The following is a 20,672-nucleotide window of genomic DNA, read 5'->3' as shown; positions in this document are numbered from 1 at the left end:
AAAGCGTTGCCATCCGGCAAATTGAGAATCAGGCGTTGTAAGCGTTCTCGCCGTGACTGTTTACATCCAGACCTTCGCGCTCCTGCTCTTCCGGTACGCGCAAACCAACCGTCATATCCGCCAGCTTATAGCCAATGAAAGCCACCACGCCAGACCAGACGATGGTGATCGCCACGCTTTCCAGTTGCACCAGCAGCTGATGCCCCATGGTCACGCCCTCGGCAAAGCCCACGCCTCCCAAAGAGCTGGCAGCGAAAACTCCGGTCAGGATACAGCCGACAATGCCGCACACGCCGTGAACGCCAAACACGTCACACGGATCGTCCACACGCAGAAAACGCTTCAGCATGGTCACGCCCCACAGGCCTGCCAAACCCGCAACGACACCGATTATCAGCGCGCCGCCGACACCGATGTAGCCACATGCAGGTGTTACGCCCACCAGACCCGCAATGGCACCAGAGCAGGCGCCCAGCAGAGACGGTTTACCACGCAGCGCCCATTCACCGAAGATCCATCCGAGGATGGCTGCAGCGGTGGCGACCACGGTATTGACGAAGGCCAGTGCGGCGATTTCATTTGCCGTACCCGCTGAACCAGCGTTAAAGCCAAACCAACCAATGTAGAGAATAGCGGTACCGGTGAAGACCATCGGCAGGTTATGCGGTTTAAAAGCTTCTTTGCCAAAACCGACACGTTTGCCAATCAGATACGCGCCTACCAGACCGGCAATCGCCGCGTTGATGTGCACAACCGTTCCGCCGGCAAAATCCAGCGCGCCGTGGGAAGCCAGCAAGCCGCCGCCCCAGACCATATGGGCAATGGGGATGTACGACAGCGTTAACCATACCACCACAAAAATCAGCACCGCGGAGAAGCGAATACGTTCAGCCAGCGCACCGACGATTAGCCCAACGGTGATGCAGGCGAACGAGCCCTGAAAAGCAACGTGAATGTACTGGTAGAAGCTCCCCGTTACTGCCGTCAGCGCAATATTCTTCAGCAATACCCAGTTGAAGTTGCCGAAGAAATTATTTCCTTCGCCAAAGGCCAGTGAGTAGCCATAAACCACCCATAAAATACAAACCAGAGCAAATGTCACCGTAACCTGAGTCAGCATCGACAGCACGTTCTTACCGCGAATCAAACCGCCGTAGAACAGCGCAATGCCAGGGATGGTCATAAACAGCACCAGCGCGGTACAGATCATCATAAAAGCGTTATCCGCTTTATCCGCAACCGCCGGTGCCGCCATCGCCAGTCCCGGCAGCAGCGCCAGTGAAGCAATACCTGTTTTCATCGTTGCTATCTTCATTTTTTGGTTTCCTATCACTGTGTGCCAGACGTTACAGTGCGGCTTCGTCGGCTTCGCCGGTACGAATACGAATCACACGTTGCAGCTCGGCGACGAAGATTTTGCCGTCGCCAATTTTTCCGGTGTATGCCGCCTTACTGATGACATCAATCACGCCATCCAGTTGGTCGTCGGCAATCGCCACATCAATCTTCACCTTCGGCAGAAAATTGACGCTATATTCAGCCCCACGGTACAGCTCAGCATGACCTTTCTGTCGGCCAAACCCCTTCACTTCGGTGACGGTCAGCCCCTGAATACCAATAGACGACAATGCTTCACGGACGTCTTCCAGTTTGAACGGTTTGATTACCACGGTAACCAGCTTCATAGATCCCCTCCAGTCAGAATTCAGTAGTGGCTGCAGATACACGAGAGGAATATTGCAAGGGATGTGCCAGAAATGAAAAAGGCGGGATGATTCAGGTTCTCAGGGTACTTCCGGGAGAGAAAAAGAAAAAACGCACTATAACGGTGCATAGTGCGTTACATTTTTGCACCAGATTGTTGATTGCCGGATGGCAGCGTAAACGCCTTATCCGGCCTACGAGACCGTGCTGGCCCCAGACCGGATAAGCGCCGCGCCATCAGGCGATAACAGAATCGTCTTGCGTGCTGGCGGCTAACTCTTCACCCGCCAGCTGCAGCTGATACATCTGCCAGTAACGGCCTTGCGCCGCCAGTAATTGCTGGTGCGTACCACGCTCAACCGCCTGACCGCGATGCAGCACCAGAATGGTGTCAGCATCGACAATCGTCGATAACCGATGTGCAATCACCACCAGCGTGGTGTGTTCACGTACCGCCGCCAGAGCTTGCTGAATGGCCTGTTCAGTACCGGAGTCAATACTGGCCGTGGCTTCGTCGAGGATCAACACCTGTGGCGTTTCAACCAACACCCGCGCCAACGCCAGCAGCTGTTTTTGACCAACGGAGAGATTATTGCCCTGCTCGCCCAGCCGGGTATGAATCCCCTCGCTCAGACCTCGCGCCAGTTCTGCCAGTTGCACGGTCTCCAGCGCCTGCCATACCCGCTCTTCTGAGATATCGCGGCCCAGCGTGACGTTCGCCAGGAAGGTATCTGCCATCACCACCGGATCCTGCTGCACCATGGCGATGCCCTGACGTAACGCACCGTGGCTTAGTGAAGATAGCGGCCGTCCATCAAGGCAGATTTCCCCCTGCGTCAGCGGGTAGTAACCCATCAGCAGGCTGGCGAGCGTGCTTTTACCACTGCCGGTGTGTCCGACCAAAGCCACAAAGCTGCGCGAAGGCACGGACAAACTGATATTTTGCAGCACCAGATTGTCGTCGCGATAGGCAAATGAAACGTTATCCACCTCAATGTCCCCGCTCTTCAGCGGTCGCTCATCTTCACCATAGCGCTGACGTGGCCCATCCATCAGTTCGAACACTCGTTCACCGGCGACAACCGCCTGCTGCAACATTGATTGCTGAGTAGTCAACTCGATCAGCGGTTCGTTCAAACGGCCGAGGTAGCTGATAAACGCGTACAGCACGCCAACCTCGATCGCGCTGCCAGAGGTAAAACTGAACAGCATCAGCAATCCGCAGAGGATCAGCGCAGAGAAAAGGCTAAGCAGCGGGCGCAACAAAAAACCATCCAGTCGCAGGGTCTGCATACGCGCCATATAGTGCGAGCGGCTTGCTTCGCCCATTCTCTCGCCAAATCGCGCCTGCTGGCGGAACTGCTGGATAACACTCATGCCGTTGATGACTTCGTTAAAGCCATCGTTAATATCCGCCAGATAAGCGCGAACCCGGCGCACAATCGGGGTGCTGTAGCGTTGATAAATCACCATCACCACCAGCACGGCCGGGAAAATGGCCATCGCCACTAACGCCATGCGCCACTCAAGGCTGAACATCGCTACCAGCATGGCGCCAATTAATGCCGCGCTGCGCAGGACCGTTGCTACCACCGTCACGTACAGGTCGCGAATAACTTCAGTGTCGTTGGTCACGCGGGAGATTAGCTGCCCGACAGGTTGAGTATCAAAGGCGCTGAGCGGCTGGCGCAGCGCAGCGTCCATTACGTCGGTGCGCAACTGTTGTACTACGCCAACTGCCGCCTGGTTAAACAGCAATGACTGCGCGTAATGCAGGCCAGCCGCCAGCAGTTGTAGACCGATATATGCCGCAACCAGCCCGGCGACCATCGCCAGCGGCAGATTATTCTTCGCCACCATGTTATCGATAAAATAGCTAATCAGCAGCGGACCGCTGACTTCCGCCGCAGCCGCCACCCACAGCATGACTACCGCAATAGCCAGCTGTTTTCGCCATGGAGAGCCATACGCCAGCAATCTTTTCAGGGTCGGCCATAATTGCCCAAAACTACGCATTAGCCGCCTCCTCGTTTATCTCTGGTGCATCAGTCAGCGCCGCTTCCAGTTGCTGATAGCGGTACATATCGCGATACCAGCCAGGCTGCTGCACTAACGCATCATGCTCGCCGCGCTGGGCAATATGCCCATGCTGCATCACGATAATCTCGCTGGCTTCCGTCAGGGCCGATAAACGGTGGGCGCTAATAATGACGGTTCTGCCTTCGCCCCACTGGCGCAGGTTATGCAGGATCTGATGCTCGGTACGACCATCCACCGCCGACAGCGCATCATCCAGAATCAGGATTTCAGCGTTCAGGAGTAGCGCTCGAGCGATAGAAATACGCTGTTTTTGCCCACCAGACAGCATCACCCCACGTTCGCCCACTTCGGTGTCGTAGCCCTGCGGAAGACGTAAAATATCCTCATGAACGCTGGCAAGGCGTGCCACATACTCGATCTCTTCCTGCGTGGCCTGAGGGCGTCCTAACGCGATGTTATTGCCAACGGTATCCGAAAACAGGAATGGCGTCTGGCTGACAACTGCCAGCCGGCTGCGCCAGCTATCCAGTTGTAATCGCGTTAAGGGGATATCATGAAAGCGCACATCGCCGTGGGTGATATCAAAATGACGCTGAATCAGCGACAGCACCGTACTTTTCCCCGCGCCGGTAGGCCCACAAATACCCAACATCTGCCCAGGTTTAAGCTGGAAGTTCACATTTTCCAGCGCCGGATGTGCCGTTTGCGGGTAGCAAAATTCACGAATCGCCACCGCCAGCTCTCCACGCCCTTCCGGTACCGGTTCAGTGCCGTCATCCACCACCGGCGCTTCAGACAGCATGGCGCGAATACGGCTGTACGCCGCGCTGCCACGTTCGACGATGTTAAACATCCATGCCAGCGCCAGCATCGGCCAAATCATCAAACCGAGATACATCATAAAGCTGGTGAGCTGGCCGAGCGTCAGCGAGCCGTGCACCACCATCCAGCTTCCCCCAGCAATCGCCAGTAGGTTAGCCATGCCAATGGCGATATAAATCGTGGGCTCAAAGCGGGCGTCAATGCGCGCCACGCGCAGGTTTTTCTTACCGGTATCTTCGGCATCGGCGGCAAATAATGCCGATTGCCGATCCTCCAGACCGAAGGCCTTGATCATGCGAATACTGGTCAGGCTTTCCTGAGTACGGTCGTTGAGACTGGAAAACGCCGCCTGCGCCAGCTTAAAGCGGTTATGCAGTCGATCGCCGTAACGTTTGATCATCAACGCCATCACCGGCATCGGCAGCAGCGCAATTAACGTCAACTGCCAGCTTATCTGCGTTGACATCACGATCAGCACCGCACATCCCATTACCAGCGAATCTACCAGCGTCAGCACGCCTTCTCCGGCGGCAAATACGACGCGATCGACATCGTTGGTCGCACGCGCCATCAGATCGCCCGTGCGGTGACGCAGATAAAATTCTGGATGCTGGCGACTCAACTGACGGTAATAATCTTCCCGCAGCTCAACCGCTAGTTGGTAGGATGCGCCAAACAGCAGCACGCGCCAGACATAGCGCAGCAAATAAACCACCACTGCAATCAGGGCAATTGTTCCCACCCACATCAGCAGTCGCTCGGTGGTGAAGCGTTGAGTCGTCACGCCATCCACAATGATCCCGACCACTTTCGGCGGAATAAGCTGAAGGATAGCGATGATGATAAGCAGGGCCACCGCCCCGAGGTAGCGACGCCACTCCCGGCGGAAGTACCAGCTTAATTGAGCAAATAATCGCACGCGTTATGTCCTGACAAGATTTCCGGCAATAAGCGCCGGGAGAGTTATTCAATAGGGAGCGCAGTTGTGTATTTAATCTGTTCCATCGCAAAGCTGGAGGTGACGTCAGACAGGCCCGGTACGCTGTTCACCAGGCGCTTATAAAATTCATCGTAGCTTTTCATATCGGCGACCTGCACTCGCATCAGGTAATCATATTCCCCTGCCATACGCCAGAACCCCAGAACCTCCGGCATACCGGTGACTTCGGTGACAAAGCGGCAATACCATTCACTGCTGTGATGCTGAGTCTTAATCAGCACAAACGCGGTCAGCCCCAGCCCCAGTTTTTCTGGATCTAACAGGGCGACTCTACCCAGCAGGATACCGTCATCCTCAAGCCGTTTGAGGCGTTTCCAGCAGGGGGTGGTAGTCAGATTAACGGCATCTGCTAACGCCTGCAAAGAAAGGGTGCAGTCCTGTTGCAGTAAGCTAAGCAGCTTACGGTCAATTTTGTCTAACATATCCACTCCACAGAGAAGAATTTTCTCCTTACATTCTATTTTAAAGGCTAAATGGCAACAATTTTTTCCGTGCTTTTCGCTATTCTTGGCACAAAATGACAAATGGATATCTATTAATTATGAATAGCTCCTGGGTTAAAAACGCCATCAATGAAATCAACGCGGATTATCAGCGTTCTGCGGATACGCATCTCATTCGTCTGTCGCTACCGGCGTTCCCGGGCATTCAGATCTATTTAAAAGATGAGAGCACGCATCCCACCGGGAGCCTGAAGCATCGTCTGGCGCGTTCACTGTTTCTGTACGGATTGTGCAATGGCTGGATTAAAGAAGGTACCACCATCATTGAATCATCGTCCGGTTCAACGGCGGTCTCTGAGGCTTATTTCGCCCGACTGTTAGGGCTGCCGTTTATTGCCGTCATGCCTTCCTGTACGGCGAAGCGTAAAATTGAACAGATAGAGTTTTACGGTGGTCGCTGTCATTTCGTGGAAAGCGCCTGTGAAATCTATGCGGCTTCTGAACAGCTGGCGCGTGAGCTGAACGGTCATTACATGGACCAGTTCACTTATGCTGAGCGCGCTACCGACTGGCGTGGCAATAACAATATTGCTGACAGCATCTTCCGTCAGATGCAGTGCGAGCCCAACCCCGTCCCCCGCCATATTGTGATGAGCGCCGGAACCGGCGGCACCTCTGCAACCATTGGCCGCTATATTCGCTGTCAGGGCTACGACACCCGCCTGATGGTGGTGGATCCGGAAAACTCAGTCTTTCTGCCCTTCTGGCAGGATCGCGATGCAACGTTACGCAGCCCGGTAGGAAGCAAAATCGAAGGCATCGGCCGCCCACGTGTCGAACCCTCCTTCATTCCTGACGTAGTCGATGAAATGCTGCGCGTACCGGATGCCGCAAGCGTGGCCACCGCACACTGGCTGGAAACGCAGTTGGGCCGCAAAGTCGGCGCTTCAACTGGCACCAACATGTGGGGAACGCTGCAACTTGCCGCCCGTATGCGCGATGCAGGAGAAAGCGGTTCACTGGTCACGCTGCTGTGCGACAGCGGCGAACGCTATCTTGAAACCTACTACAACCCGCAGTGGATCGACACGCACATCGGTGATTTAACGCCGTGGAAAGCGGAACTCACCCGGCTTCTGAACACCCATTAATGGGATAAAAAAAGCCAGACGCGAAGTCTGGCTTGCTGGAAGGGATCTCTCATTCGGGGGAATAAGGTAGATGCGGATTGTCCAGCCAATGCGTCAAAAAGTGTGACACCGCCTGATTGCGGCAATGCCCAATCACCGACAAATGCGGCAGTTCAGCAATCAGTTGTGGCATCGCGTTGCCCATAATCAGGCCGCGCCCAACGCTGCCTAACATTTCGCGATCGTTCATGGCATCGCCAAATGCCATACATTCGGCCATTGAATAACCTAAGTGGTCGCTTAGTACCGCCAGCGCCGATCCTTTGTTACAGCCCACCGGCAGCACCTCAAGGCAATCAACCGCGGAAAAACAGAGATTTGCCTGCTCACCCAGCGCCTCATTCAGTTGAATGCGTAATTGGATCAGGGAGTCATGATCCCCACAGAAACAGACTTTCGTTACCTGATGAGCCGGGATACGTTTCACATCGACGATCTGGTAGCGAAATCCGCTATACACATGCGCCTGTAGCAGCGATGGGATCTCTTGTCCGGTGAACCAACCGTTGTCATTAAAGACATGCATGCTGGCTGTAGTATCCCACTTCTGATGTAACACGATATCCGCCACAATCGGATCCAGATCCTGACGGTGCAATACATCGCCCTCAACAGAGTGAATGCGCGTGCCGTTACCCGTGATCAAAAAGGCGTCCAGTGAGATAGAACCCAAAATATGGCGCATCTCCAGCACATGGCGGCCGGTGGCAAATGTCAGGGTGATCTCGCGTTCACGCAGGCGCGCCAGCGTTGAAAGCGTTTCGTCACCTAAATGGTGATTCGGCATCAAAAGGGTGCCATCCATATCAAATGCAGCCAGACGAGCCATTTCTTTCTCCACACTGTGACGCGGTTAACTTGTGATTCAGTATCACCTGAGATATACGGAAGTAATAGTGAATAGATAAAATGAATTGTTCCGGGTTTATTACACAAAATCATTCAAGTTGCATCCAGGCGGCAAGTGAATGAACGTCCAGGAGCATGCAGTGACTGGGGTGAATTAACGCCGCCAACAAAGAGGCAGCTTGAAGGATGACGTGTATATGAGATTGTTGAATCGCCTGAATCAGTACCAACGCCTGTGGCAGCCGTCGGCGGGAGAACCGCAGTCGGTGACCGTCGGGGAGCTGGCAGAACGCTGTTTTTGCAGCGAGCGCCACGTGCGTACCCTGCTGAAGCAAGCGCAGGATGCTGGCTGGCTGGAGTGGCACGCCCAGTCGGGGCGTGGGAAACGCGGGCAGCTGCGCTTTTTGGTGACGCCAGATTCGCTACGCAGCATTATGATGGAACAAGCGCTGCAAAAGGGGGAGCAACTTAGCGTACTGGAGCTGGCTCAGCTGGCGCCGGGAGAATTAAGAACGCTGCTCCAGCCGTTTATGGGCGGTCAGTGGCAAAACGACACGCCAACCCTGCGCATCCCCTATTACCGCCAGCTCGACCCTTTGCACCCTGGATTTCTCCCTGGCCGCGCAGAGCAACACCTCGCCGGACAAATATTCTCGGGCCTGACCCGGTTCGACAGTATTACGCAACGCCCCTGCGGAGATTTAGCCCACCACTGGAATATCTCCGCCGACGGCCAGCGCTGGGATTTCTATATTCGCTCCACCCTGTACTGGCATAACGGCGATGCGGTCAGCAGCACACAGCTACATCAACAGTTGCTGAAGCTGTTAGAGCTACCCGCGTTAAACAAGCTGTTTATCAGCGTAAAGCGCATTGAGGTGACGCATCCCCAGTGTCTAACCTTTATTTTGCATCGCCCCGACTTCTGGCTGGCGCATCGTCTGGCAAGCTACAGCAGTCACCTGGCACATCCCGAACTCCCGTTTGTTGGTACCGGTCCGTTCCGGTTGACGCTGTTTACCCCAGACCTGGTGCGTATCGAGAGTCACGATCACTACCACCTGAGTCATCCGCTACTAAAAGCCATTGAATACTGGATAACCCCGCAGCTTTTCTCCCAGGATTTGGGCACCAGCTGTCGCCATCCGGTTCAAATTGCAATTGGTAAACCCGAAGAGCTTCCCATGCTAAGCCAGGTAAGCAGCGGGATCAGCCTCGGTTTCTGCTATCTCACGCTCAGAAAAAGCGCGCGGCTGAATACGCAGCAGGCCCGTCGCCTGGTCAATATTATCCACCGCTCTTCCCTGCTACAAACGCTTGACGTGGATGAAAACCTGATCACGCCAAGCAATGCGCTGCTGCCGGGATGGACGATCCCCCAATGGGATGAACTGGACGACGTGCCGCTACCGGAAAAACTTACGCTGGCCTATCACCTGCCGGTAGAATTGCACGCCATGGCTGAACAGCTTCGCCAGGCGCTGGCGCTACTCGGCTGTGAATTAACGCTTATTTTTCATAATGCTAAAAACTGGGATGGCGACCATCCTTTAGCCCAGGCCGACCTGATGATGGGCGACAGGCTGATTGGCGAAGCGCCTGAATATACCCTCGAACAGTGGCTGCGTTGCGATCAGCTCTGGTCACATGTATTGAGCTCGCCGGCATATACTCATCTGCAAACCACCCTGGATGCCCTGCAAATCCAGGCCGATGAGGACGATCGTCATGCGGCTTTACAACACGTTTTCGCCTCGCTGATGCATGACGCGACCCTGACACCGCTGTTCAATTATCACTATCGTATTAGCGCTCCGCCGGGCGTGAACGGCGTACGCCTGAATCCTCGCGGCTGGTTTGAATTTACCGAAGCCTGGCTACCGCCCCCGTCGGCGTGAAGAAGCTGGTCGGCGACACGCCCAGGCGCTACCATAAGGGTTTCGTTATTTGTCAGGAAAAACCATGAAACGTGCCGTTGTTGTATTCAGTGGGGGTCAGGACTCCACAACCTGTCTGGCGCAAGCGCTGCATCAGTATGATGAAGTGCACTGCGTGACCTTTGATTATGGTCAGCGCCATCGCGCTGAGATTGATGTCGCACGTGACCTGGCCTTAAAACTTGGCGCGCGTGCGCACAAGGTACTTGATGTAACGCTGCTCAGCGAACTGGCCGTCAGCAGCCTGACCCGCGATAACATTCCGGTACCCGATTACGAACCGGATGCGAACGGCATTCCCAATACCTTTGTGCCAGGACGCAATATTCTGTTTTTAACGCTGGCGGCGATTTACGCGTATCAGGTGCAGGCGGAGGCAGTCATTACCGGCGTTTGTGAAACGGATTTCTCTGGATATCCGGACTGCCGCGATGAGTTCGTCAAAGCCCTGAACCATGCCGTAAGCCTGGGAATGGCGAAAGATATCCGCTTTGAAACCCCGCTGATGTGGATCGATAAAGCCGAAACCTGGGCACTGGCCGATTACTGGGGCAAGCTGGACCTGGTACGCGAAGAAACGCTGACCTGCTATAACGGCATCAAAGGTGACGGTTGCGGTCACTGCGCGGCCTGTAATCTGCGCGCCAACGGCCTGAACCATTATCTGGCAGATAAACCGGCAGTGATGGCGGCAATGAAGCAGAAAACAGGACTAAAGTGATCGTTTTGCCGGATGGCGGTGCACGCACCTTATCCGGCTTTCGACATTCACCATGGTCAATATCGCCCGTAAGCCTGATAAGCGAAGCGCCGTCAGGCTTCCTTCCATCACTTCACCATCTGCTCCAGTTTTTCGCGCAACTCCCCTTCCAGCGGTAGCGCCTTTTGCGTTTTCAAATCAATACAGACGAAGGTAATCAACGCGTCTGCCACCACCTGTCCTTCCGGCTCCAGGGTGATAGTCTGGTTCAACACACCGCTTTTGCCATTTAACTGTTGCACCTGACTGGTAATGGTCAGCAGGTCGCTCAGCACCGCAGGGCGGCGGTAGTTAATGTTAATATTCACGACCACAAAAGCGATGTTGTGTGCGGTCATCCACTGAAAGCTGTCACTGTTTTCCAGGCCATCCCAGCGGGCTTCTTCCAGAAACTCAAGATAGCGAGCATTGTTAACGTGCTGATAGACATCAAGATGAAAACCACGAACTTTGATTTGTGTTTGCATAGCGCAGGAGCCTTACGTTGTTTTTATAGGAACACACTTCAGGGTAAGAGGTCATAACTGGTATGACCTCTACAGTCTGGCAAACTTTCAGCACTCTGCAAGTTATTAAAGTGTTAAAACTGCCAGATTGCGCTCTACCAGCGAACTCCCCATGCCCGGTACCTGCTTTAAGTCCTCCACCGTTTTAAACGGCCCGTACTCCTCACGATAGCTGACAATCGCCTGCGCTTTCTTCAGACCTACGCCATTCATGACTCGCGCTAAATCCTCCGCAGAAGCGCTGTTGATGCTTACCCTGGTGCCTTCATCATCGCTCGCTTTAGCCGGTTGCGTGGCTTTGCTTTGTGCTCCCCCCGTAGCATCCGCTTTGACTTGAGTCGCCTGGCTTTTGGCGACTGGCTCTGCAGCCAGTGCGCTTTGAGCCATACCGGCGCAGGTCAATGAAAGGGTAATAAGCAGGGCTTTGATTCCATGTTTCATACTGTTTTCTCCTTGTTTGTTAACAGTGGAATCACGATAGCGAGGTGCAGAACGGCAGACAAACGGCAAATATCAGAAATGGAAAAGGCCGCGAAAGCGGCCTTTGGTTGATACAACTTTTTGCAATTTTTTGCGAGTAGCCTCGGTTATTGCTGCTGTTCCAGCGCGTCACCGACTTTAATTTTTGCGGCTTTACGCAGGTTGCTCATCAGCGCTTCAAAGACAATCTGCGCATTGTTCTGGGTAATCCCCTGAACCATCGCTTTCTTCTGCTCTTCAGGCATAGAACCGGCTTTCACCTCGTCCAGCGCCAGCAGTACAACGTTACCCTGCATGTCGTTCGCCACGCCGTAGCTCGGTTTGTCTTTCGCCGGCAGGCTCAGGCCAAAGGCCGCCTGACTCAGCGGATCCTGACCCGTACGGCTCAGCGTTTTCGCTTCGCCAAAGCTCAGACCCGCCGCTTTCATGGCTTCATCGCCCTTACCAGCTTTCAGATCCGCCAGCAGTTTATCGGCATCAAGCTTCGCCTGCTGCTCTGCTTTATTGTGCTTAACAAGCGCAGTTACCTGATCTTTCACTTCAGCCAGTGGTTTAACGGCTTCAGCTTTGTGCTCTGCAATACGCAGTACAAACGCGCGATCGCCATCCACGGTGATGATGTCGGAGTTACTGCCAGGCGTACCGTTCTCACCAACCAAACCACCATTGAAAATGATGTCAGCGACCGGTTTGAAGTTCAGCTCTTCCGGCAGGCTATCACGGCTAAACCAGCCCGTTTCAACCGCTTTCATACCCGCCGCCTGCTCCGCACCCGCCAGGGATTCGTTATCGTTGCTGGCGGCATCGCTCACTTTCTGCTGCAGCGCATAGTAGGCATCCAGCGCTTTTTCCTGCTTCACTTTCGCCGCAATGTCGTCGCGGGCTTCGCTCAGCGGTTTAACCTGCGCAGGCTGCACGTCGTCAAGACGCGCAACGAGGAAACCAACGGAAGACTTAATCACACCTGACAGTTGGCCTTTCTCTTTCAGACCGGCATTCTTCAGCTCATCCGGGGTGGTGGAATCTTCCAGCCATCCCATATCGCCGCCTTTACGGGCAGAGATGATGTCAGCAGATTTTTCTTTTGCCAGCGCAGCGAAATCACCGCCTTTGTTCAGCTCGTCCAGTACCGCTTTGGCTTCATCTTCCGTTTTGGTCTGAATGATGCTGTAGCGGTTACGCTGCGGCTGAGTGAACTGATCCTGATGCTGGTCATAATATGCCTGAATATCAGCATCGCTGGCCGTCTCCTGCATAGCAGCAGCATCCAGCTTGATGTAGCTCACGCGGAACTGTTCCGGCGTCATAAAGTTGTTTTTATTCTGCTCGTAGTAGCTGGCAACTTCCTGCTCGGTAACAGACTGCTTCGCGGCCAGTGCGTTAACGTCAATTGTCGCCTCGCGAACGATACGCTGCTGTGCGACCAGCGCCGCCAGCTCGTCCGTTTCGCCTTTCAGCATGAAGTCCGTACCGGCAACGCCGTTAATCAGTTGCTGGGTAGTAAGCTGATTACGTAATGCCTGAGCGTACTGGTCTGCGGTCATTCCCATCTGATTAACAATCGCGTTGTAGCGATTGTTATCAAATTTACCGTCCACCTGGAACGCAGGCGTGGCGAAAATAGCCTGTTTAACCTGATCGTCGCTGATGTTGAGATTAAGCTCGCGGGAGTACTGATCCAGCAGCGCTTCGTCAATAAGACGATTCAGCACCTGCTGACGCAGCGTTTTCATGTAGCCTTCGTTCGCAGCCAGCTCGGAGTATTGATCGCCCAGCTGTTGCTGCATGCGGTTACGTTCGCTGTTGAACGCATTCTCGAACTGCCCGCGGCTAATCTCCTGGCCATTCACTTTGGCGGCGAAGTTATTGCCCCCGCCAATCAGGTAACCACTCACGCCGGTCAAAATGAACGACACGATAATGATACCGAAAATAATCTTGAGCACGAGACTGTTAGCAGCCGTGCGTAAGCTGTCCATCATGGTGTAACCACACTCCGCTGTAGATGACTATACGCGTTATCTCTCAAGCCGCCTGCGCGTTGTCACAACAGCGGCGGCAAGGATTTTGAGTATATATGCTTCACGCAGCATAGCGTTTCCTGAACGCTGCGTACAAAGGCCTATTGTGACAAGAAACAGGGGCAATTGTCAGCCCACAACGCGTAGAAAGTACCGGAATTACAAATAAAAAAGGCACATCAGTCGATGCGCCCTTGTACTTCGTCACATCCCCAAAGGGGAAATCACTTAGTTTACCGCGTCTTTCAGTGCTTTACCTGCACGGAAGCCCGGTACTTTAGCCGCGGCGATGGTGATCTCTTTACCTGTTTGCGGGTTGCGACCAGTACGGGCAGCACGCTCTTTAACGGCAAAAGTACCAAAACCTACCAGCGCTACGTCATCACCTTCTTTCAGAGATTCAGTAACAGAAGCAATAATTGCATCTAACGCACGTCCAGCCGCAGCTTTGGAGATATCAGCCCCTGCAGCAATTTTGTCGATCAGTTGAGATTTATTCACTCTTCTCTTCCTCTTTATAATTTATATCGCACCTGAATCCTTCAAAGTGCGAACGCGCAGCAGTTATATCAGGCCTGCCATGCCCTTACAACACCCGTTAATGATGGCAAGCCCAATCCGTCATCTAAATTAGCTATACAAAAAAAGGCTGGCAAGTCCGAAATGGCCTGCCAGCCCTGTTTTTATTAGTGCTCTTTGCGCGAGGTCACTATTTTGCGGTCACAACCTGCATTCCGGAGGGCTCATTTTGCAACGCGAGCGTCAGAACCTCCTCAATGCGTTTCACCGGATGGATGTCCAGATCGGCAATTACGTTGTCCGGAATCTCTTCCAGGTCGCGTTTGTTTTCGTCTGGAATTAAGACCGTTTTAATACCACCACGGTGTGCTGCCAGCAGTTTTTCTTTCAAACCACCAATAGGCAGAACCTGGCCACGCAGGGTGATCTCGCCGGTCATCGCCACGTCGGCGCGAACCGGGTTACCGGTCAGACAAGAAACCAGCGCGGTACACATGGCAATACCCGCACTTGGACCGTCTTTCGGCGTCGCCCCTTCAGGTACGTGAACGTGGATGTCGCGTTTTTCGTAAAAGTCCGGATTAATACCCAGTTTTTCCGCACGCGCGCGCACCACGGTCAGCGCAGCCTGAATGGATTCCTGCATGACTTCACCCAGAGAACCGGTGTAGGTCAGCTTACCTTTACCCGGTACGCAAGCGGTTTCGATGGTCAGCAGATCGCCGCCCACTTCCGTCCATGCCAGACCGGTTACCTGACCTACGCGGTTTTCGTTGTCCGCGCGGCCATAGTCAAAGCGCTGTACGCCCAGGTAGTCGTGCAGGTTGTCGCCATTGATCTCAATATGTTTCAGCGACTTGTCGAGCAGCAGCTGTTTCACCGCTTTACGGCACAGTTTGGAAATTTCGCGCTCCAGACTACGCACGCCAGCTTCACGGGTGTAATAACGAATAATGCCCACAATGGCGCTATCGTCGACCGTCAGCTCGCCTTTTTTCAGCGCGTTACGCTCAATCTGTTTCGGCAACAGGTGACGTTTAGCAATGTTCAGCTTCTCGTCTTCGGTATACCCGGACAGACGGATCACTTCCATACGATCCAGCAACGGTGCGGGAATATTCATGGAGTTAGAGGTCGCAACGAACATCACGTCGCTGAGATCGTAGTCCACTTCCAGGTAATGATCGCTGAACGCCACGTTCTGCTCTGGATCCAGCACCTCAAGCAGTGCGGAAGCCGGATCGCCACGCATGTCGGAAGACATTTTGTCGATCTCATCAAGCAGGAACAGCGGGTTTTTAACGCCCACTTTAGCCATTTTCTGGATCAGTTTACCCGGCATCGAACCAATATAGGTCCGGCGGTGACCGCGAATTTCAGCTTCATCACGCACGCCACCCAGCGCCATACGGATGTATTTACGTCCGGTTGCTTTAGCGATGGACTGTCCCAGAGAAGTTTTACCTACCCCCGGCGGCCCAACCAGGCACAGGATCGGCCCCTTGATTTTATTCACACGGCTTTGAACCGCGAGATACTCAAGAATACGGTCTTTGACACGTTCCAGACCGTAATGGTCAGTATCGAGGATTTCCTGAGCCTGACGCAGATCTTTTTTGACCTTGCTACGCGCATTCCACGGCACCTGAACCATCCAGTCGATGTAGCCACGGACTACGGTCGCTTCCGCTGACATCGGAGACATCATTTTCAGCTTCTGCAGTTCTGCTTCCGCTTTCTCTTTTGCCTCTTTCGGCATTTTCGCCGCGTCGATTTTACGCTTCAACGCTTCGTTTTCGTCCGGCGCATCGTCCATCTCGCCGAGCTCTTTCTGAATGGCTTTCATCTGCTCGTTCAGATAGTACTCACGCTGGGATTTTTCCATCTGCTTTTTCACGCGGTTGCGAATGCGTTTCTCAACCTGCAGCAGATCGATTTCAGACTCCATCATCGCCATCAGATATTCCAGACGTTCGTTAACGTCTGACATCTCCAGTACGGACTGCTTGTCAGCAAGCTTCAGCGGCATGTGCGCAGCGATGGTGTCCGCCAGACGTGCAGGATCGTCAATGCTGTTCAGCGACGTCAGCACTTCGGGCGGGATTTTCTTGTTCAGCTTGATATAGCCTTCGAACTGGCTGATAGCGGTACGCACCAGCACTTCCTGTTCGCGCTCATCAATAGCAGGCGAGTCAAGGTACTCCGCTTTCGCAGAGAAGTGCTCGCCGTTGTCAGACAGCGCTGAAATACGCGCGCGCTGTAACCCCTCAACCAGCACTTTTACGGTGCCGTCAGGCAGTTTCAGCATCTGCAAAATAGAGGCCACGGTCCCGACGGTGAAAAGATCGTTTACACCCGGCTCATCCGTTGACGCTTCTTTCTGGGCAACCAGCATGATTTTTTTATCATGGTCCATAGCCGCTTCCAGACAACGGATAGATTTTTCCCGCCCTACAAATAAGGGTATGACCATGTGCGGATAAACCACCACATCGCGCAACGGCAATACGGGGATTTCAATGCGTTCAGAACGCTCAGGATTCATAGAGCTCTCTCTTAGTTTAGTTTCCGCCAGGTAATCAGGTGGTACGACTGTGCTCCACACCACCTTTAACATGTATGTCAGTATATGGGGATGTTTCCCACACATTCAACGCCATGTTTACGGAAAAATAAAAGGGGAGATAAAATCCCCCCTTATTAATTAAATGTCTGTATGAATTGATGAATTATTCGCCAGATGCCTGCTGCGCTTCCGGCTTACCGTAAATCAGCAATGGCTTGCTCTGGCCGCCAATCACCGACTCATCGATCACCACTTTTTCGACGTCTTCCATAGAAGGCAGATCGTACATAGTGTCAAGCAGTGCGGCTTCGACGATAGAACGCAGACCACGAGCACCGGTTTTACGTGCCATCGCTTTTTTGGCGATCGCATCCAGCGCTTCCTCACGGAATTCCAGATCAACACCTTCAAGATTGAACAGAGCCTGGTACTGCTTGGTCAGGGCGTTTTTCGGCTCTTTCAGGATCTGGATCAGCGCTTCTTCACTCAGTTCGCTCAGCGTCGCTACAACCGGCAGACGCCCGATGAACTCAGGGATCAGACCAAATTTGATCAGATCTTCCGGCTCCACCTGCGACAGCAGTTCACCTTCACTGGCTTTATCAGACTGCGCTTTTACCGTTGCGCCAAAACCAATGCCGGAGCCCGTTTCAACACGGTTAGCAATGACTTTATCCAGACCGGCAAAGGCACCGCCGCAGATAAACAGGATCTTGGAGGTATCAACCTGCAGGAATTCCTGCTGAGGATGTTTACGCCCCCCCTGCGGTGGAACGGCAGCAACCGTACCTTCGATCAGTTTCAACAGCGCCTGCTGTACGCCTTCGCCGGAAACGTCACGGGTAATGGACGGGTTGTCAGACTTACGAGAAATCTTGTCGATTTCATCGATATAGACGATCCCGCGCTGTGCTTTCTGCACGTCGTAATCGCACTTCTGCAGTAGTTTCTGAATAATATTTTCAACATCTTCACCCACATAACCAGCTTCGGTCAGCGTGGTGGCATCGGCCATAGTGAACGGAACGTCCAGCAGGCGTGCCAGCGTTTCAGCCAGCAGCGTTTTACCGGAACCCGTCGGGCCAATCAGCAGGATGTTACTTTTGCCCAACTCGACGCCATTGCTGGTGTCGCCGTTGCGCAGACGTTTGTAATGGTTGTATACCGCGACCGCCAGCACTTTCTTCGCCTGCTCCTGACCGATAACGTAATCGTCCAGGTGGTTGCGAATTTCATGCGGCGTCGGCAGCGCACTGCGTTCACGGTGCGGTGCTACTTCCTTAATCTCTTCGCGAATGATGTCGTTACATAAATCAACACATTCGTCGCAGATATACACGGATGGTCCGGCAATCAGCTTACGCACTTCATGCTGGCTTTTGCCGCAAAAAGAGCAGTACAACAATTTGCCCGAGCCATCTTTGCGTTTATCTGTCATGGGTCAAAACCTCTTCTTTGTTCTTTGTGCCGCACACGACGACGCAAATGCCATTCTCAGGCGCAAGACGCTAGTCAGCGTTGTGCCGCTCCAGGTAATTATAGCGGTACACCTGCGCGCTGGGCATTAATTACGATGGGTCAAAATCGAGTCGACCAGACCGTACTCTACCGCTTCAGAAGCGGAGAGGAAGCGATCGCGCTCGGTATCACGTTCAATCTGCTCAAGAGATTGACCCGTATGATGCGCCATAAGTTCGTTCATGCGCCCTTTTACCTTCAGGATTTCACGGGCATGAATTTCAATATCCGTTGCCTGGCCCTGGTAACCGCCCAGAGGCTGGTGGATCATGACGCGAGAGTTAGGCAGGCAAAAACGTTTACCTTTCGCCCCGGCAGTCAGCAGGAACGCGCCCATTGAGGCCGCCTGGCCCATACAAATGGTGCTGACGTCCGGCTTAATAAACTGCATGGTGTCATAGATAGACATCCCGGCAGTGATCACTCCACCAGGGGAGTTGATGTACAGGTAGATATCTTTTTCTGGGTTTTCTGCTTCCAGGAACAGCATCTGCGCCACGATCAGGTTAGCCATATGGTCTTCGACCTGGCCGGTCAGAAAAATGACGCGTTCCTTAAGTAGACGAGAATAGATATCAAAAGAGCGCTCACCACGTGAGGTCTGTTCAATGACCATCGGCACCAGCGCCATATGGGGTGCAAAGTTATCTCGTTCGCCGCTGTATGACATTTCCGTCTCCTGGATAAAATTTGAAAAAACCTGCTGTGCTGATTGTAACCTTATGGACGGATTATCAGCTAGTCCCTCTGTAATGGGTACGACATCGCCATAATTCAAGCATAACAATCTTTTGTTGTAACGCTAACACTGAAACGCTGTTTTCGCACTCTTCCCATGCAAAATCCGTGACAAAAAAAAACCCGCCACCAAAAGGTGACGGGCTTGCGTACGAAATTCGTGCTAAATAAGCGACGAATTACGCCTGCTGGTTCATCAGCTCGTTGAAGGAAGTGGCTTTTTCGGTCACTTTCGCTTTCGCCAGAACAGCTTCAACAGCCTGCTCTTCCAGAGCGACGTTACGCATGTTGTCCATCAGCTCTTTATTTTTGCTGTAGAACTCAACAACTTCTTTCGGATCTTCGTAAGCAGAAGCCATCTCTTCGATCAGGCCTTTAACGCGATCTTCGTCAGCTTTCAGCTCGTTGGTACGAATCACTTCGCCCAGCAGCAGACCTACAACTACGCGACGCTTAGCCTGTTCTTCGAACAGTTCACGCGGCAGTTCCAGAGCTTGTTTTTCGTTGCCGCCAAAACGCTGTGCAGCCTGACGACGCAGAACGTCGATTTCGCTGTCGATCAGAGCAGCCGGAACGTCGATGTCGTTAGCTTTTACCAGACCTTCGATCGCCTGAGATTTAACGCGGTTACGCACAGCGCCTTTCAGCTCGCGTTCCATGTTTTTACGTACTTCAGCGCGCAGACCCGCTACGGAACCATCTTCAACGCCGAAACGTTTGATGAATTCTTCAGTCAGTTCCGGCAGTTCGCGCTCTTCAACTTTCTTCAGGTTGATAACGAACTTAGCGGCTTTACCTTTCAGGTTTTCAGCGTGGTACTCTTCCGGGAAGGTCACATCAATAGTGAACTCTTCGCCAGCTTTGTGGCCTTTAACGCCTTCTTCAAAGCCTGGGATCATACGACCCTGGCCCATCGCCAGTACGAAGTCAGACGCTTTGCCGCCTTCGAACTCTTCGCCGTCTACAGAGCCGGTGAAGTCGATGGTTACACGGTCTTCTGCATCAGCAGCGCCGTCTTTGTCTTTCCAGGTAGCCTGCTGTTTACGCAGGGTGTCCAGCATCACGTCAACGTCAGCGTCGGTGACTTCAACAACCGGTTTTTCAACTTCGATTGCTTCCAGGCCAGTCAGCTCAACTTCCGGGTAAACTTCGAACTCTACCGCGTAAGTAAAATCTTCACCCAGTTTGTATTCGCCCGGAACGTAGTTCGGTGCGCCAGCCGGATTGATTTTTTCTTTGATGATCGCGTCAACGAAGTTGCGGCTCATCAGGTCGCCCAGAACGTCCTGGCGAACAGACGCGCCATAACGCTGAGCAACAACATTCATCGGTACTTTTCCTTTGCGGAAACCGTCAATACGCACTTTCTTCGCTACGTTGACCAGCTCGCTTTTCACAGCGGTCTCGATGCTGTCAGCAGCGATAGTAATCGTTACACGGCGGCCAAGGCCTTGAGTGGTTTCAACTGAAACTTGCATCTTGTTACCTCAAAAAATCACAGTGCTCGGTCAACTCTTCTCCGCAAGCACAGGTTGTTGGCTTCGCGGAACTGGGATGTTCTCATAAGCAATCACATTCC

Annotated in this window: 17 protein-coding genes; 3 read left to right on the top strand and 14 right to left on the bottom strand. The window is 53.3% G+C overall.

Annotated features, from left to right (window positions below; all coding sequences use genetic code 11):
* Positions 1–28 precede the first annotated feature (28 nt).
* From amtB to decR, 5 genes are all read right to left on the bottom strand, one after another.
* Positions 29–1,315: an ammonium transporter AmtB gene (gene amtB / locus GPJ68_RS05995; protein ID WP_008783954.1), complete on the bottom strand. Its 1,287-nt coding sequence runs from the start codon at positions 1,313–1,315 to the stop codon at positions 29–31.
* Between the two features lie 31 nt (positions 1,316–1,346).
* On the bottom strand, positions 1,347–1,685 hold the full coding sequence (gene glnK / locus GPJ68_RS05990) for a P-II family nitrogen regulator (protein WP_003021657.1): 339 nt from the start codon (positions 1,683–1,685) through the stop codon (positions 1,347–1,349).
* A 256-nt stretch (positions 1,686–1,941) separates the two neighbouring features.
* On the bottom strand, positions 1,942–3,720 hold the full coding sequence (locus GPJ68_RS05985) for a SmdB family multidrug efflux ABC transporter permease/ATP-binding protein (protein WP_104651306.1): 1,779 nt from the start codon (positions 3,718–3,720) through the stop codon (positions 1,942–1,944).
* A complete protein-coding gene (locus tag GPJ68_RS05980) occupies positions 3,713–5,485 on the bottom strand; it encodes a SmdA family multidrug ABC transporter permease/ATP-binding protein (protein WP_180837174.1) in 1,773 nt (590 codons plus the stop codon). The genes GPJ68_RS05985 and GPJ68_RS05980 overlap by 8 nt, the downstream gene beginning before the upstream one ends.
* 44 nt (positions 5,486–5,529) lie before the next feature.
* Positions 5,530–5,988 carry a DNA-binding transcriptional regulator DecR gene (gene decR / locus GPJ68_RS05975; protein WP_016152059.1) on the bottom strand — a complete coding sequence of 153 codons (459 nt, stop codon included), beginning with the start codon at positions 5,986–5,988 and terminating at the stop codon, positions 5,530–5,532.
* Positions 5,989–6,104: 116 nt separating this feature from the next.
* Here decR and GPJ68_RS05970 point away from each other — a divergent pair, with 116 nt between their 5' ends.
* Entirely contained in the window at positions 6,105–7,160 is a 1,056-nt protein-coding gene (locus GPJ68_RS05970) for a PLP-dependent cysteine synthase family protein (RefSeq protein WP_094168793.1), read from the top strand.
* Between the two features lie 49 nt (positions 7,161–7,209).
* On the opposite strand, the gene cof is transcribed toward GPJ68_RS05970, so the two are convergent.
* Complete coding sequence (gene cof, locus GPJ68_RS05965) at positions 7,210–8,028, bottom strand: HMP-PP phosphatase (RefSeq protein WP_094760925.1); 819 nt, start codon at positions 8,026–8,028, stop codon at positions 7,210–7,212.
* A 217-nt stretch (positions 8,029–8,245) separates the two neighbouring features.
* Here cof and GPJ68_RS05960 point away from each other — a divergent pair, with 217 nt between their 5' ends.
* On the top strand, positions 8,246–9,946 hold the full coding sequence (locus GPJ68_RS05960; protein ID WP_047416878.1) for an SgrR family transcriptional regulator: 1,701 nt from the start codon (positions 8,246–8,248) through the stop codon (positions 9,944–9,946).
* A gap of 64 nt (positions 9,947–10,010) precedes the next feature.
* A complete protein-coding gene (queC, locus tag GPJ68_RS05955; protein ID WP_003021638.1) occupies positions 10,011–10,706 on the top strand; it encodes a 7-cyano-7-deazaguanine synthase QueC in 696 nt (231 codons plus the stop codon).
* 107 nt (positions 10,707–10,813) lie between these two features.
* On the opposite strand, the gene fadM is transcribed toward queC, so the two are convergent.
* The 8 genes from fadM to tig form a co-directional block, all read right to left on the bottom strand.
* On the bottom strand, positions 10,814–11,212 hold the full coding sequence (gene fadM / locus GPJ68_RS05950; RefSeq protein ID WP_016152055.1) for a long-chain acyl-CoA thioesterase FadM: 399 nt from the start codon (positions 11,210–11,212) through the stop codon (positions 10,814–10,816).
* Positions 11,213–11,317: 105 nt separating this feature from the next.
* The gene (locus tag GPJ68_RS05945; RefSeq protein WP_104651304.1) at positions 11,318–11,692 is read right to left on the bottom strand and encodes a helix-hairpin-helix domain-containing protein; all 375 of its coding nucleotides are present in this window, start codon (positions 11,690–11,692) and stop codon (positions 11,318–11,320) included.
* A gap of 146 nt (positions 11,693–11,838) precedes the next feature.
* Positions 11,839–13,713, bottom strand: a complete 1,875-nt coding sequence (gene ppiD, locus GPJ68_RS05940) for a peptidylprolyl isomerase (protein ID WP_016152053.1) — start codon at positions 13,711–13,713, stop codon at positions 11,839–11,841.
* Between the two features lie 267 nt (positions 13,714–13,980).
* Complete coding sequence (gene hupB / locus GPJ68_RS05935; RefSeq protein WP_219352570.1) at positions 13,981–14,271, bottom strand: nucleoid-associated protein HU-beta; 291 nt, start codon at positions 14,269–14,271, stop codon at positions 13,981–13,983.
* 190 nt (positions 14,272–14,461) lie between these two features.
* Positions 14,462–16,816, bottom strand: a complete 2,355-nt coding sequence (gene lon / locus GPJ68_RS05930) for an endopeptidase La (protein ID WP_016152052.1) — start codon at positions 16,814–16,816, stop codon at positions 14,462–14,464.
* Positions 16,817–17,000: 184 nt separating this feature from the next.
* Complete coding sequence (clpX, locus tag GPJ68_RS05925; protein ID WP_003831013.1) at positions 17,001–18,275, bottom strand: ATP-dependent protease ATP-binding subunit ClpX; 1,275 nt, start codon at positions 18,273–18,275, stop codon at positions 17,001–17,003.
* 126 nt (positions 18,276–18,401) lie between these two features.
* Complete coding sequence (clpP, locus tag GPJ68_RS05920; RefSeq protein ID WP_003021624.1) at positions 18,402–19,025, bottom strand: ATP-dependent Clp endopeptidase proteolytic subunit ClpP; 624 nt, start codon at positions 19,023–19,025, stop codon at positions 18,402–18,404.
* Between the two features lie 247 nt (positions 19,026–19,272).
* Positions 19,273–20,571, bottom strand: a complete 1,299-nt coding sequence (tig, locus tag GPJ68_RS05915) for a trigger factor (RefSeq protein WP_003021622.1) — start codon at positions 20,569–20,571, stop codon at positions 19,273–19,275.
* Positions 20,572–20,672: the final 101 nt, after the last annotated feature.

Origin of the sequence: Citrobacter sp. 172116965, assembly GCF_013458095.1 — a bacterium.
In the GTDB taxonomy this organism is placed as follows: Bacteria; Pseudomonadota; Gammaproteobacteria; order Enterobacterales; family Enterobacteriaceae; genus Citrobacter; species Citrobacter braakii.
Note: the sequence above shows the minus strand (reverse complement) of the source record. Positions and strands in the feature narration are given on the sequence as shown.

What these genes read in the sequence shown, in the direction of transcription:
- amtB (WP_008783954.1), bottom strand. Translation starts at nt 1,315, where the DNA reads ATGAAGATAGCAACGATGAAAACAGGTATTGCTTCACTGGCGCTGCTG.
- GPJ68_RS05945 (WP_104651304.1), bottom strand. Translation starts at nt 11,692, where the DNA reads ATGAAACATGGAATCAAAGCCCTGCTTATTACCCTTTCATTGACCTGC.
- queC (WP_003021638.1), top strand. Translation starts at nt 10,011, where the DNA reads ATGAAACGTGCCGTTGTTGTATTCAGTGGGGGTCAGGACTCCACAACC.
- GPJ68_RS05985 (WP_104651306.1), bottom strand. Translation starts at nt 3,720, where the DNA reads ATGCGTAGTTTTGGGCAATTATGGCCGACCCTGAAAAGATTGCTGGCG.
- GPJ68_RS05960 (WP_047416878.1), top strand. Translation starts at nt 8,246, where the DNA reads ATGAGATTGTTGAATCGCCTGAATCAGTACCAACGCCTGTGGCAGCCG.
- fadM (WP_016152055.1), bottom strand. Translation starts at nt 11,212, where the DNA reads ATGCAAACACAAATCAAAGTTCGTGGTTTTCATCTTGATGTCTATCAG.
- decR (WP_016152059.1), bottom strand. Translation starts at nt 5,988, where the DNA reads ATGTTAGACAAAATTGACCGTAAGCTGCTTAGCTTACTGCAACAGGAC.
- ppiD (WP_016152053.1), bottom strand. Translation starts at nt 13,713, where the DNA reads ATGATGGACAGCTTACGCACGGCTGCTAACAGTCTCGTGCTCAAGATT.
- lon (WP_016152052.1), bottom strand. Translation starts at nt 16,816, where the DNA reads ATGAATCCTGAGCGTTCTGAACGCATTGAAATCCCCGTATTGCCGTTG.
- glnK (WP_003021657.1), bottom strand. Translation starts at nt 1,685, where the DNA reads ATGAAGCTGGTTACCGTGGTAATCAAACCGTTCAAACTGGAAGACGTC.
- clpX (WP_003831013.1), bottom strand. Translation starts at nt 18,275, where the DNA reads ATGACAGATAAACGCAAAGATGGCTCGGGCAAATTGTTGTACTGCTCT.
- tig (WP_003021622.1), bottom strand. Translation starts at nt 20,571, where the DNA reads ATGCAAGTTTCAGTTGAAACCACTCAAGGCCTTGGCCGCCGTGTAACG.
- cof (WP_094760925.1), bottom strand. Translation starts at nt 8,028, where the DNA reads ATGGCTCGTCTGGCTGCATTTGATATGGATGGCACCCTTTTGATGCCG.
- clpP (WP_003021624.1), bottom strand. Translation starts at nt 19,025, where the DNA reads ATGTCATACAGCGGCGAACGAGATAACTTTGCACCCCATATGGCGCTG.